Origin of the sequence: Arthrobacter sp. ERGS1:01, assembly GCF_001281315.1 — a bacterium.
GTDB lineage: Bacteria > Actinomycetota > Actinomycetes > Actinomycetales > Micrococcaceae > Specibacter.
In genome coordinates, this window is sequence record NZ_CP012477.1 from 449,302 (window position 1) to 460,979 (window position 11,678).

At 66.8% G+C, this 11,678-nt stretch carries 15 protein-coding genes and 1 pseudogene; 13 read left to right on the plus strand and 3 right to left on the minus strand.

Features of this window, described 5'->3' with window-relative positions:
• Positions 1 to 9: 9 nt before the first annotated feature.
• The 10 genes from AL755_RS02085 (at position 10) to AL755_RS02130 (ending at position 4,576) form a co-directional block, all read left to right on the plus strand.
• On the plus strand, positions 10 to 546 hold the full coding sequence (locus AL755_RS02085; RefSeq protein WP_054009745.1) for an Asp23/Gls24 family envelope stress response protein: 537 nt from the start codon (positions 10 to 12) through the stop codon (positions 544 to 546).
• Positions 543 to 734: a DUF2273 domain-containing protein gene (locus tag AL755_RS02090; RefSeq protein WP_054009505.1), complete on the plus strand. Its 192-nt coding sequence runs from the start codon at positions 543 to 545 to the stop codon at positions 732 to 734. Before AL755_RS02085 ends, AL755_RS02090 begins: the two co-directional genes overlap by 4 nt.
• Positions 731 to 1,114 carry a hypothetical protein gene (locus tag AL755_RS02095; RefSeq protein ID WP_054009506.1) on the plus strand — a complete coding sequence of 128 codons (384 nt, stop codon included), beginning with the start codon at positions 731 to 733 and terminating at the stop codon, positions 1,112 to 1,114. Before AL755_RS02090 ends, AL755_RS02095 begins: the two co-directional genes overlap by 4 nt.
• A complete protein-coding gene (locus tag AL755_RS02100) occupies positions 1,111 to 1,692 on the plus strand; it encodes a hypothetical protein (RefSeq protein ID WP_054009507.1) in 582 nt (193 codons plus the stop codon). Before AL755_RS02095 ends, AL755_RS02100 begins: the two co-directional genes overlap by 4 nt.
• On the plus strand, positions 1,689 to 2,321 hold the full coding sequence (locus tag AL755_RS02105) for a hypothetical protein (protein WP_054009508.1): 633 nt from the start codon (positions 1,689 to 1,691) through the stop codon (positions 2,319 to 2,321). The genes AL755_RS02100 and AL755_RS02105 overlap by 4 nt, the downstream gene beginning before the upstream one ends.
• A 62-nt stretch (positions 2,322 to 2,383) precedes the next feature.
• Entirely contained in the window at positions 2,384 to 2,614 is a 231-nt protein-coding gene (locus tag AL755_RS02110; protein ID WP_054009509.1) for a CsbD family protein, read from the plus strand.
• 46 nt (positions 2,615 to 2,660) lie between these two features.
• Positions 2,661 to 2,918 (plus strand): GlsB/YeaQ/YmgE family stress response membrane protein, encoded by a 258-nt coding sequence (locus tag AL755_RS02115; RefSeq protein WP_054009510.1) that lies wholly within the window; start codon positions 2,661 to 2,663, stop codon positions 2,916 to 2,918.
• A 118-nt stretch (positions 2,919 to 3,036) separates the two neighbouring features.
• The gene (locus AL755_RS02120) at positions 3,037 to 3,606 is read left to right on the plus strand and encodes an RNA polymerase sigma factor (RefSeq protein WP_054009511.1); all 570 of its coding nucleotides are present in this window, start codon (positions 3,037 to 3,039) and stop codon (positions 3,604 to 3,606) included.
• Positions 3,603 to 4,193: an Asp23/Gls24 family envelope stress response protein gene (locus AL755_RS02125; RefSeq protein WP_054009512.1), complete on the plus strand. Its 591-nt coding sequence runs from the start codon at positions 3,603 to 3,605 to the stop codon at positions 4,191 to 4,193. The genes AL755_RS02120 and AL755_RS02125 overlap by 4 nt, the downstream gene beginning before the upstream one ends.
• A complete protein-coding gene (locus tag AL755_RS02130) occupies positions 4,190 to 4,576 on the plus strand; it encodes a hypothetical protein (RefSeq protein ID WP_054009513.1) in 387 nt (128 codons plus the stop codon). Before AL755_RS02125 ends, AL755_RS02130 begins: the two co-directional genes overlap by 4 nt.
• On the opposite strand, the gene AL755_RS02135 is transcribed toward AL755_RS02130, so the two are convergent.
• Positions 4,573 to 5,493: an RluA family pseudouridine synthase gene (locus AL755_RS02135; protein ID WP_054009746.1), complete on the minus strand. Its 921-nt coding sequence runs from the start codon at positions 5,491 to 5,493 to the stop codon at positions 4,573 to 4,575. The two genes, AL755_RS02130 and AL755_RS02135, sit on opposite strands and share 4 nt — an antisense overlap.
• A 182-nt stretch (positions 5,494 to 5,675) precedes the next feature.
• Between AL755_RS02135 and AL755_RS02140 the strand changes: the two genes are divergently transcribed.
• On the plus strand, positions 5,676 to 7,169 hold the full coding sequence (locus AL755_RS02140; RefSeq protein WP_054009514.1) for a WXG100 family type VII secretion target: 1,494 nt from the start codon (positions 5,676 to 5,678) through the stop codon (positions 7,167 to 7,169).
• Between the two features lie 131 nt (positions 7,170 to 7,300).
• Positions 7,301 to 7,813: a hypothetical protein gene (locus tag AL755_RS02145; protein ID WP_237762411.1), complete on the plus strand. Its 513-nt coding sequence runs from the start codon at positions 7,301 to 7,303 to the stop codon at positions 7,811 to 7,813.
• 2 nt (positions 7,814 to 7,815) lie between these two features.
• Here AL755_RS02145 and AL755_RS02150 read toward each other — a convergent pair whose 3' ends face one another.
• Together AL755_RS02150 and AL755_RS24340 are read right to left on the minus strand one after the other, a co-directional pair.
• Positions 7,816 to 9,432, minus strand: a complete 1,617-nt coding sequence (locus AL755_RS02150) for an amidohydrolase (protein ID WP_054009516.1) — start codon at positions 9,430 to 9,432, stop codon at positions 7,816 to 7,818.
• Positions 9,422 to 10,878: pseudogene (locus AL755_RS24340) on the minus strand (APC family permease). Before AL755_RS24340 ends, AL755_RS02150 begins: the two are co-directional and overlap by 11 nt.
• A 144-nt stretch (positions 10,879 to 11,022) precedes the next feature.
• On the opposite strand from AL755_RS24340, the gene AL755_RS02160 reads away from it, so the two are divergent.
• Positions 11,023 to 11,634 carry a TetR/AcrR family transcriptional regulator gene (locus AL755_RS02160; RefSeq protein ID WP_054009517.1) on the plus strand — a complete coding sequence of 204 codons (612 nt, stop codon included), beginning with the start codon at positions 11,023 to 11,025 and terminating at the stop codon, positions 11,632 to 11,634.
• The last annotated feature ends 44 nt before the right edge of the window (positions 11,635 to 11,678 follow it).

Genomic DNA, 11,678 nt, shown 5'->3' on the forward strand with positions numbered 1-11,678 from the left:
GTGATTGTCTTGACTACACAGCCTCAGGGAAAGACCCCGGCAACAGTACAGCAGGCCGGCACCAACAAGCCCGCAGCAAACACCACGGCCACGAGCCGCGGCACCACCACGGTGGCCGACGCAGTCGTCGCCAAGGTTGCCGGCATCGCCGCCCAGGACATCGCCGGCGTCTACGCCCTTGGCGGCGGCGCAGCCCGTGCCTTGGGCACGCTGCGCGAAGCCGTGGGGCAGAAGGACCTCACCCAGGGCGTCAGCGTCGAAGTGGGCCAGACCCAGGTGGCCGTTGACGTGACCCTCGTGGTGGAATACCCGCACCCGCTCCAAAAGGTTGCCGACGACGTCCGTGACGCCATCTACGCCGCCGTCGAGGACGTCGTGGGCATGGAAGTGACCGAGGTCAACGTCTCCATCACCGACATCCACATCTCCGGCGACGACAGCGACGACAAGCACTCCGACGACCGTCGCGGCGACGACAGCCGCGTTGACACCCGGAACGCCGATAACGCCGGGGAGCCCCGCGTGCGGGAAGCCCGCGTCTCATGAGTTCGGCCACCGTGGGCGTTGCCGTAGGCGCCGTCCTGGCGATCTCGGCCGTGGCGTTCGGATTCTGGGCCATGCTCCTGGTGGCGCTGTTCATGGCCGTTGGCGCCGTCGTCGGACGGGTCGTGGAGGGCCGGCTGGATTTGCGCGGCGTCCTCGATGCCCTGCGCGGCAAACGGACCTCGTCATGAGCGCCGGCACGCTGGAAGCAACGCGTGCCGGGCACACCTCAATCTCCGCCGGAACCATGACGCGCCTGGCCGCAGCGATTGCGGCGGACGCGTTCAAGGTGCCGTTGCGGGACGTTCGCGCCGGTGTCCGGGACGGGCAGGGACAACTTAGCGTCTCGCTCGCCCTGGCACTGGCCATTACGCCCTTTTCGGAAATTGCCCGCACACCGCGGGATCCCGATAACAACCGAAACCCCGGCGTCGGCACCGTGTTCCAGCGTGCCGACGCCGCCAGGGCGGTCATTGCCCGGCGCATGCAAGAGCTGGCCGGAAGCAGCGTGGGGCGGGTGGACATCCGCTTTACCGGGGTCCAGATGGAAAGCAGGGAGAGGGTCCAATGAGCCAGACATCATTCATTCGACGCACGGGCCGCCGGGAGACGCACTCGTCGCGCGCGGCACTGTCCGTAGTGAGCGCCGCCGTGATGCTGGCCGCAGTGCTGTGGCTGGTCCTCGAGCTGGTGCTTTCCCTGACGGGCAACACCGCGCTGCTGATCTCCCCAACGGAGCTCCTGTCGAGGCTGGCGTCCTTGGGAACTGCGACCATTCCCGCGGCCTTGATCGCCGCCGGCGTGGTGCTAGCGCTGATCGGGGCGGCCTATGTCCTGGCCGCAATCCTGCCCGGCACCAAGCCGCGGCACATTATCGAGAACCAGCGTGCCGCCGTCGTGGTGGAGCGTGACGTGCTGGCATCGGCGGTGGCCCGGACGGCCCGCACCGCGGCGCAACTGGCGCCCGAACAAGTCACCGCAAGCGTGGGACACCGGGACGTCCAGGTGCGGGTCCACCCCACCTCGGGCAAGGCCGTGGACCAGCTGGCCGTCCAGGAGGCGGTGGACCGGGAAGTCTCCGGCTATGCCCTGGCGCGGGCGTTGAAGGTAACCGTCGTGGTTGCCCGGCAAGGGGCGGTGGGGGTATGAACGGCACCCGTCGCGGACTGAACCGCACACTGTTGGGGGTATTCGGACTGGTCCTGATCGGCCTGGGAGGGCTCGCAGTGCTGGCCGGCAGCAACCAGGACTTTGCGAAGTCCTGGACCCGCAACGGTACAGAGCTGTGGGCCAGCATCCAGCAACAGCTGGCGGCGGCCAGGATTCCCGGCCAAGGCTACAGCTGGTGGACCGTCGCGGTCCTGGGATTGGCCCTGGTGGCCGCCATCCTGCTGGTGTGCTGGATCGCCTCCCAGGGCGGCGGGCGCACCAACCAGCTTGCCCGGCACGACGGCGACCCCGGCACCAGCACTGCCGGCACCACCACTGCCGGCACCACCACGGTGGAAACCGCCGTCGCCGGCCAGGCCATCAAGGCGGCCCTGGCCGGCAACTCGCAAGTACTCGCAACCACCGTCCAGTCGTGGCGGGTCAGGGGCGGGAACGGCCTCAAGATCAGCCTGCAAGCCCGCAAGGGCGCCTCACCCCGGGAGCTGACGGCGGTGCTCGACGACCTTGTCGAGGGCCTGGACGTCCTGCTGGGTGAGGAAATCCCCGTGCTGATCCGCATCAGGGCCGGCACCCGGACCAGGTTCGCCCGCACCGAACGCGTGGCATGACCGCCGCGGAACCACTGCGAAAAGCTGTGAACACAACCAACTGTAAAACCAAGGAGAACGTCATGGGACTGAACGAGAAGATCGGCAACAGCGCGGAAAAGGGCCTCGGCTCGGCCAAGGAAAAGGCCGGCAAGCTCCTGGGCAATGAGGAGTTGGCGCATCAGGGCCAGCGCGACCAGGCCTCCGCCGCCGCGAAGCAGGCCGGCGAGAAGATCAAGGATGCGGCCGCCGAGGCCGGCGACAACATCAAGGACGCCGCCCGGAAGCTCAAGGACGGCTTGACCAAGCACTAAGCACCAAACATCACGCTCGCAGCACCAAAAACGATAGGAGAACCCCATGGGTTTCTTTGGATTCATCATTCTCGGCCTGATCATCGGCGCGATCGTCAAGGCCATCATGCCCGGAAAAGTCGGCGGCGGGTGGATCACCAGCCTGATCCTGGGCGTGGTGGGCGCCCTGGTGGGAGGGGCGCTGGGTTCGCTGATCTTCCACACGAGCCTTGGCACCTTCTTCGACCTGCGCACCTGGCTGCTGTCCCTGGTCGGCGGGCTCGTCGTGGCCTTTGGCTACGGCGCCATCAAGGGCCGCAACTAAGCCGCAAGCAAGACAGGCGCTGCAGGCCGGCGGGCATATTCGTCCCGCCGGCCCGCAGTGCGCATAAGCTCATACCCATCGCAGGTGGACACCGAACCCGGGAAGGGACGGAAGTCGATTGATACGCAGCAATGAACCGGCCAGCCGGCTCGCCGACGCCCCTGACGCCGTCCTGGCCGAACGCGCCGGCGACGGCGACGTGGCCGCCTTTGAGGCGCTGGCCCGGCGGCACGGTCCACTCATGCGCGCCTACGCGCGGCGCCTGCTGAATTCCCCCGCCGAGGCCGACGACGTCGTCCAGGAATCCCTGATCACGGCCTGGAAGGAAATCGGTGCGCTTCGGGACGGCGCGGCCGTGAAAGCCTGGCTCATGCGGATCGTGGGGCATCGGGCGGTGGATGCCGGCCGGCGTCGGAAGTCCCACAGCAATGTGGAGGACCAGCACGAACTCTTCGACCCCGCGCCCGGGCCGGCACAGGCTGCCGTCGCCGACTCGGCCCGTACGGCCCTTGGCCGGGCTCTGGGCCGGCTTCCCGCCGAACAGCGGCGATGTTGGGTCTTGAAGGAATTTGGCGGCCAATCCTATGAGGAAATTGCCCAGACCCTGGGCATCAGTGCTGCCAGCGTGCGCGGCCGGTTGGCACGGGCACGGACCACGCTTGTGACCGAAATGGAGGAATGGCGATGAACCCCACGCGTGATTGCGGCCGGCGCATCGAGGACCTCAGCGATTACCTGGACACGGGCACATCGGAGGATTCCGAGCACATTGACCACTGCCCGCAGTGCCAGGCGCGGCTTGCCGGGCTGCGCAGCCTGCATGCCGCGGCCCTTGACCTGATGGACGACGACGTCGCCGCGGCGGGTGCCGACGATTCCGGCTGGCTCGATGGCATGTTGGCGAACCTGCGCCTGGAAACCCGTGCCGGACGGTCGATTCCGCTCTCCGGGGACCCCGGCGATGTCCTCACCGAGACGGAGGGCGCCGTGATCGCGCTGGTCCGCAACGTGGGCGACGCCCTGGGCGGAGTGCTCATTGGCAGGTGCCGGCTCGACGGTGAGGTGGGCGTGCCCGGTGCACCCGTGGACGTGAACATCAACGTCTCCGCCCGCTACGGCTACCCGCTGCCCGCCATGGCGGGGGAACTGCGCGAGGCCGTGCGCGCCGAGCTGGAAGTCCACACCGAACTCAACATTGCCGCCGTGAACGTGGCGTTTACCGACATGCGGGCGCCGCTGCCCGCCGCCGATCCCGTCGAAAGGGGCGATCAATGAGCCTGGAAGAGGAGCTTCACGCCCTGGTGCGCGGCCTGCCCGGGGTGTCCATCGTGTATGCGGCTGACCCCGTGTGGCGCTCAGTGGTGAAGGCGGTGGGCGCCATGCTCGGGCCCGGATCCGCCGACACGCAAATGCCTTTTGTGGTCTGCCAGATCGGCGACGGCGGCGACGAAGGTCCTGCCGGCGGTGGCCGGGGCGACGTCGGAAGCGGCGGTGGCCGGCAGGTCATGACGGTGCGGATCCGGATCGGTACGGACGGCTCCGTGCCCGCCCCGGCCCTTGCCCGGGCCGTGGCGGCCGCGATCCGCGCGCATGTGGCGGGAGCGGAACCGGGCGTGGACGTGGTGGCGGCCGTGGAGATTGCCGCGATAGGCGTTTAGTGGGGGAAGGCGGAGAGCTGCAGTTTCGACGCGAACCGCGTCGGTTCCCCGGTCAGCGGATCCGTGAAGGAGATGCTGTGCGCCAGCAGCTGTAGCGGCCTTGAGTAATCGTCCGGCGCCTGCTCATGCAGCACGGGGTAGAAGGGGTCGTTGAGGATCCCGATGCCCTGGCTGGCCAGGTGGACGCGCAGCTGGTGCGTCTTGCCGGTGTGCGGCTGGAGGTCGTACAGGCCAAGCGTCTGCCCCGTGACCGGATCCGTGCGGGTGTCCAGCAACTCGATCCGGGTTTCGGCGTTGGGCTCGCCCTCGACCTCCTCGGCCAGCAAATAGGTGCGCGACTTGATCATGCGGCTGCGCACCACCAGCGGCAGCTCCAGTTCCGGGCTGACCGGGGCAACGGCGTGGTACGTTTTTTGGATCCGGCGCTTCTCAAAGAGCAGCTGGTACTTGCCGCGCGTTTCCGGGTTGGCGGAAAACAGCAGCACGCCAGCGGTCATGCGGTCCAGGCGGTGGATCGGCACCAGATCGGGCGCGTCGAGCAGCACGCGCAGCCGCACCAGGGCGGATTCCTGCACGTACATGCCGCCGGGCGTGGTGGGCAGGAAGTGCGGCTTGTCCACCACCACCAGGTCCTCGTCCTGGTGCAGCACGCTCAATTCAACGGGCAGGCGGTCCTCCACGGGCAGTTCGCGGTAGTACCAAATGAACACGTGCTCGTTCAGGGCGGTGGCCGGCGTGACGACTTCGCCGCCGAGCGCCTTGACCTCGCCGCGCTCAAAACGTTCCACGATTCCGGCCGGGTCGACGTGGTTGAACTTGTCCAACACGTAGTCCATGGCGGTGGTCCACGGACCCTCCTCCGGCATTCGCATGCGGGTTGCATTGACGCCATTGCGCACGGGGAGGGGAGATTTCATCACCATTCAAGGGTACCGAGGGTTCCTGAAAGCCTGGACCAGTCGCCGTGGATTTCGACGAACCGCCCGTTGTGGCGGGGCACGGGATGGTGCGGCGGGGAGTTCGCCCCATGGGGGCTGGGGCCGGATGTTGGTAGCCTGACCATTCACGCTGTATGCGCCGTACGAGGTTGGAGGATGCCATGCCGGCAGGAATGCTCGGCGCCGACCCCGAGCAGTTGCGCGCCTTCGCCAAAGACCTGCAGACCTCCGCGGCAACCCTGGACCACATGGCAATGACCCTGACATCGCTCTCGGGCCGCATGCGCTGGCACGGACCGGACGCCGAGGAGTTCCGCCGGTCCTGGAGCGTGCACCGGCAAACCATCGGCAAGGTCTCCAGCGGCCTGGATGCGGCCTGCGCCGAGTTGAACCGCAACGCCGCCGAGCAGGAGAAGGCCAGTAGCGTCGATTCCGGTCACCTGCCGGCCGGCACGGGCATAGCGGGCAGCCCCGAGGACAAGGCGGCCGCACAGGACCTCACCGACAAGCTCAACGCCATGACCCCGGATGAACGCGCGGCCTACCTTGGCAGCGAAGAGTTCAAGCAGTGGGCGGCGCTCCATCCAGGAGGTGCAAAGCTCGCCATGGATGCCGCCGCAGACTCCGGCCTGATCCCCAAGAACTCCGAGGAATACGCCGCCTTCCTCAGCGACTATTGGAACAACCTGGCCATGCAGCGGATGGGCATTGACCCTGCCGTCTGGGACACGTCCAAGGGGACGACCGCCAACTGGGAGACCATCAAGAAGGTCTACGACTTTTACGGGCAGCAGTTCCTGGCCAACCCGGACCTGCAATGGGCGGGCATGGCGAACATGATCGGACCCTCCTTTGCCGGCGGGTTCAAGGACATGGCCATGATGCGCGACATCGCCCAAAAGATCGTCAGCGGCCCGGTCTCGGACATTCCGTTGAAGGAACTGCAGATGCTGCGCACGGTTGCGGCCATGGGCGATTCCGAGATCAAGTTCTACGAAACCTCCATGCTGGACATGAACAAGGAAATCTTCCTCGACCAGGCCCGCCAACACATGGCCTATGAACAAGGCGGCATGGCGGAGATCGAGCGGCTGCGCGACTCCGGAGCCATCACCCCCGCAACGGCAAACGCCTGGCGCGAGATCAACACCGGCGATCCCAAACAGGTCAAACATGGAAACACCGTGCTGTTGGACCGCGAACAAAACGAAATCATCAACGACGACTACAACACCATGCGCGGTCACCCGGTCACCGGGGAAGCCATGACCTATGTAGTCACCCTGGCCGGTGAACCGTCCATCCCGGGGGCCAAGAGCTACCCGGAGGTCTTCCCCTACAAGTTCAACATCGAATCACCCGGGCCAAAGGACATTCCCTTCACCAACACCGACAACCCTCTGCAATTCCGCACCGAGGTGACCACCGGATTCCCGAACGGAAACATCACGGATCAAAACCAGCGGTGGCAACTGATCAGCAAGGACACGCTGCCCGCCTACCAAAACCTCCTGGCGAACAACCCGGAGCATGCGCGGGAGATCATCGGCTCCGACTTCAACGACAGGGTTGAACAGTACCGACCCACCAACAATGTGGTTCCGATCGTGGCCAGGATTCTTGGCGGGTTCCACGCGGAGGTCCACCAACGATGACACCCAAGCAGCGCAAGGGGCCATGGCACGGCCGTGTGGCGGTCCTCGCCGCCACACTATTGATCGCATGCACACTGGCCGGCTGCGGGTTCACCGTCAGCGGACCGAAAAACGCTACCCAGGGGAGCACCATGGAAACCACGGAATTTTCAAGGCTTGACGACGCCGGCGTCGCACAAATCCTGGCCTCGAAATCAATGCGCCTGGACTTCCGCCAGGGCACCATTCCCAAGGCCGAGGTCGGCCTGCCGGACTCGGCCTACGCACCCGACGTGGTGGCCCCCACGGGGGACAAATTCACACTGAGCGTCACCGGCGGATCCGGGACCCTGAACGCCCAGACGGACCATGTCCGCTTCACCACCACCGACACCAGCCCGGACCTTGACCTGGTCTATTACTTCCTGACCACGGAGAGCCTGGACCAGTACGTGCAGTTGGTGCGCGACGCCGTCACGGACTACGGGCTCAATGCCGACGCCGCCAACCGGTGGATCGATGGTGCACTGAAGGACCCGGGGAAGAAGAGCAACTACTCCCTGGGAGACGGCAACAAACTGGGATTCAACGTGGGCTACGACCTCCGCTACGACGGCAGCAAGAAGACCCAGGTCATCATCGTCACCGTCTCCGCGGCGTCGTAGGGCTACACGCGGTCCAGCAGAAACTGGACCTCGCCGCCCACCACGGTGCCCAGGATCGAGCTCGCGGCCAGCTGGTCCGGAGCGGCCGTCAGCGGGTCAATCTCGAACACCGTGAAGTCGGCGTGCTTGCCCACCGTGATGGATCCCGAGACATCCCAGAGCCCCGCGGCGCGGGCCGCATGCGAGGTGTAGCCCTCCAGGGCCTGCAGCGCCGTGAGTGCCTGCTCCGGCACGATGGGCTCCTGGTCCGGGCTGCCGGAGCGGCGCCGCAATTGGGCGTCGGCCATGATGGGCAGCGGGGCAAACGGTGCGATGGGCCAGTCAGAGCCCAGTGCCAGGACGACGCCGGCGTCGCGCAGGTCCCGGCACCGCCACGCCTGGTTGGCCCGCTCCGTGCCGAGCCGGATGGACCAGTTGTCGCTGTGGTCGGCGCGGGAGTAGTGGGTGCAGTGGGTTGGCTGCATGCTGGCCACCGCGTCCAGCCGGCGGAACCGTTCCACGAGCTCATCCGGCACGGATTCAATGTGTTCGATCCGGTGCACGGCAGGCGCCGCATCCGTTGGCAGGGACTCCAGCGCGTCCAACACATGGGCCACTCCCGCATCACCGATGGCGTGGGTTGCCGTCGGGATGCCGCGGCCGGCAAAGAAGTGGACTGCAGCGGTGTAGTCGGCCGGGCTGGGCCAGAACGGCGCCGTCGACTCGCCGTACACGTCGGGCTGAGCCAGCCAGGCCGTGCCGTTGTCGATGGTCCCGTCGACGAACAGCTTCACGGCGTCCACCGACCAGCGGCGTCCGCCCCGGCCAACCTGGGCCGCGAGCTCCGCCCAGTCGTTTTCGTTCCCGCCGGGCATGCACCACGGGGCGCAGCGCAGTCGCAGCGGGAGCCGGCCGGCATCGTCGAGCTCCTGGTACAGCTCGGCGGCGTCCCCGCCCATGTCCATCACGTGCCCGCCGGTCAGGCCGGCACGGGAAAAGCCGTCCATAAGTGCCGCGAGCCGGGCCTTGCGGGATTCCGCCGGCTCCTTCGGCAGTCCGCGGGCCACGAGATCGATCGCGGCGGCCTCCAGGAGCAGGCCCGTGGGCTTGCCCCCGGCGTCGCACACCACCTCGGCCGCCTGGTCAAAGGTGTGCGGGCCGTCGATGCCGGAGAGCTCCAGGGCCGCGGCGTTGGCCAGTGCCGAATGCCCGTCAAAGAGCCGGATGAAGACCGGCCGGCCGCCCGGGATGCCGTCGATCTCGCGGCGGTGCACCGCCGAGGCGCCAAAGACGTTGGGGTCCAAACCCCAGCCAAGCACCCAGCCGGCCGGATCGGCGTCGTCGGCCGCGGCCCGCAGCAGGCTCCGCACCTCGTCGAGGTTCGCAGCCCCGGACAGGTTGGTCCCGCCGGTCATTTCCAGGCCGAAGATGGGGTGGATGTGGCAGTCGACGAGGCCGGGCGTGAGTGTTGCCGGGCCCAGCTCGATGACCTCGGTGGCGGCGGTCCGCCAGCCGGCGGCGTCCTCACGGCTGCCCACGGCGGCGATCATGCCGCCCTGGACGGCAACCGCCTGGACCGGGGTGGCATGCCCGTCCATGGTGTGGATGGTGTCTGCGAGCAGGATCAGCTCAGGATTCATGGCTTTCAAAACTTCCTATTTGGTTGAAGACGGCGGGGCGGGCCTTGCGCAGCCGCCGGGCGATGAGCAGCCCGGCGATGAACACGGCCGGTGCGATGACCATCAGGATGTTGTTGGTGAGGGCGTCGGCGCCGGTCAGCAGCTCGATGTTTTGGGCAATCAGCCAGACGACGCCGAACAGCAGCACGGCGGAGACCACGCTCAACGGGATGAGTAGCCGGCTCGTCACGGCGCCAGGGTGGCGGCGCAGGTACAGGAACGCCGCCACGGACACCAGGCCCTGCAGCCCCACGATGCCGAAGATGCCGGGGGTGTTGACCCAGATGAGCAGCTGCTTGTACGGGTCCGCACCCAGCACGGCGCAAATGATGATGACGACGGCGGCCAGCACGGTTTGGAGCTGGCCGGCAATGTGCGGGGACTTGTACCTGCGGTGCGTCCGTCCGAGGAAGGCCGGCAGCACGCCGTCGCGCGCCAGCATGTACGTGTACCGGTTGATCGCGTTGTGGAAGGCGAGCTGGGAGGCATAGACGCTCGTGACGATCAGGATGTACATGACCACCTCGGCCCACGGGCCCACGTAGTGGTTGATCGTGGCAAAGAACATGCCGCCGGAAAGCTCCTGAGCGGCCTTGACCACCTCGCCGTCGCCGTACGCCTGGATCACCGTCCACACGATGAACGCGTAGAAGATGGACATGAAGCCGACGGCGATGAACGTTGCGCGGGGACGGACTTGTCCGGGTTCTTGGCCTCGTTGCGGTACAGCACGGTCGATTCGAAGCCCATGAAGGCCGCGAAGCAGATGCCCAGGATGGCCAGCACACCCGGGTTGAAGGCGTGTTCGGGTGCAAAGGTCGCCATGCTGATCCCGTGGGCGCCGCCGCGGGCCAGGATGCCGACGCCCATGACGGCCAGGATGGCGGTTTCGGCGACGAGCAGCACGCCGAGCACCTTGGCGCCGACGTCGATGCCTCGGTAGCCAAGGAACCAGACGGCGGCCACTGCGGCCAGCGCCAGCACGGGCCAGGACACGTTCAGGCCGAAGAGCACTTGCAGCATGGCCTGGGTTTGGATGGCGAACAGCCCGTAGACGCCGATTTGCAGGCAGTTGTAGGAGACGATCGCCAGGATGGCCGCGGCCAGGCCCACGGTCTTCCCCATGGAAATGGTGATGTAGGTATAGAAGCCGCCGGCCGCCTTGACGTGCCGGGTCATGGCCATGAAGCCGATCGCGAAGACCAGCAGCACGACGCCGGCAATCAGGTAGCCCATGGGCGCCCCAATGCCGCCAATACCGATGGCCACGGGCGCCACGCCGGCCATGACGGTGAGGGGTGCGGCGGCGGAAATGACAAGGAAGGCGATGCCGCCGGTGCCGATGGCATTGCGTTTGAGGCCGTTGTCCACGGCCTGGGCCGGTGGCTTTGTTTCAATCTCAGACATGGTGTTTCCTCTGAACGGGGAACGGGAACGGGTAACCGAAAGGCTTTCGTTTAAGAGTATGATGGGCTGTGACCTGCCGCACAATACCCTTGGCGAATTATTTTTCGTTAGGGTCGTAGCAACCGTTCGAATGGAGAACTGCCCATGGCCCGCCCGCTGGTTCCACTGATATCCGTCGATGCCCTGGTCACGGCGGCGCTTGAGCTCGTGGACGAATACGGCGACTTCAGCCTGCCCAAACTGGCGCGGCGCATTGGCGTCAGCCAGTCCTCGATCTACAGCCACGTCAGCGGCCGGGAGGAGATCCTTGAGCTGATGCGGGGGCGGACCATCTCCGAGAGCCCCTCCGTCCCGGTGGATGAGCTCTCCTGGGCGGACGGCCTGCGGGCCGTGGTGCGCAACTACCGGGACGCCTTCGCCAGGCACCCCCGCCTGGCCCCCCTGATGGTGCTGCAGACCGTGCAAAACCTGGACGTGATCGCCATGTACGAGGACATGGCGCTGCTCCTGGAACGGGCCGGATTCACCGGCCCCGACGTGGTGGCCGCCATCTCCATGGTCGACAGCTTCGCGTTGGGCGCCGCCCTGGACCTGGCCGCACCCGAGGTGGTCTGGGCGCCGCCGTCCACGGGATTCCCGGCGTTGAGCCGCGCGCTCGGTTATGCCGGGCCGCCCACGCAGCGCGGCGAGGATGCGTTCAACTTCGGCCTGGAAACCCTTATCGCGGGCTTGCGGAGCAGGCTCGCCGGTGATTGAGCTCGGTGGTTGAGCCTGGTGATTGAGCCTGTCGAACTCACGTT

What these genes read in the sequence shown, in the direction of transcription:
- AL755_RS02095 (WP_054009506.1), top strand. Translation starts at nt 731, where the DNA reads ATGAGCGCCGGCACGCTGGAAGCAACGCGTGCCGGGCACACCTCAATC.
- AL755_RS02100 (WP_054009507.1), top strand. Translation starts at nt 1,111, where the DNA reads ATGAGCCAGACATCATTCATTCGACGCACGGGCCGCCGGGAGACGCAC.
- AL755_RS02110 (WP_054009509.1), top strand. Translation starts at nt 2,384, where the DNA reads ATGGGACTGAACGAGAAGATCGGCAACAGCGCGGAAAAGGGCCTCGGC.
- AL755_RS02150 (WP_054009516.1), bottom strand. Translation starts at nt 9,432, where the DNA reads ATGAATCCTGAGCTGATCCTGCTCGCAGACACCATCCACACCATGGAC.
- AL755_RS02160 (WP_054009517.1), top strand. Translation starts at nt 11,023, where the DNA reads ATGGCCCGCCCGCTGGTTCCACTGATATCCGTCGATGCCCTGGTCACG.
- AL755_RS02115 (WP_054009510.1), top strand. Translation starts at nt 2,661, where the DNA reads ATGGGTTTCTTTGGATTCATCATTCTCGGCCTGATCATCGGCGCGATC.
- AL755_RS02130 (WP_054009513.1), top strand. Translation starts at nt 4,190, where the DNA reads ATGAGCCTGGAAGAGGAGCTTCACGCCCTGGTGCGCGGCCTGCCCGGG.
- AL755_RS02125 (WP_054009512.1), top strand. Translation starts at nt 3,603, where the DNA reads ATGAACCCCACGCGTGATTGCGGCCGGCGCATCGAGGACCTCAGCGAT.
- AL755_RS02140 (WP_054009514.1), top strand. Translation starts at nt 5,676, where the DNA reads ATGCCGGCAGGAATGCTCGGCGCCGACCCCGAGCAGTTGCGCGCCTTC.
- AL755_RS02105 (WP_054009508.1), top strand. Translation starts at nt 1,689, where the DNA reads ATGAACGGCACCCGTCGCGGACTGAACCGCACACTGTTGGGGGTATTC.
- AL755_RS02135 (WP_054009746.1), bottom strand. Translation starts at nt 5,493, where the DNA reads ATGAAATCTCCCCTCCCCGTGCGCAATGGCGTCAATGCAACCCGCATG.
- AL755_RS02090 (WP_054009505.1), top strand. Translation starts at nt 543, where the DNA reads ATGAGTTCGGCCACCGTGGGCGTTGCCGTAGGCGCCGTCCTGGCGATC.
- AL755_RS02145 (WP_237762411.1), top strand. Translation starts at nt 7,301, where the DNA reads ATGGAAACCACGGAATTTTCAAGGCTTGACGACGCCGGCGTCGCACAA.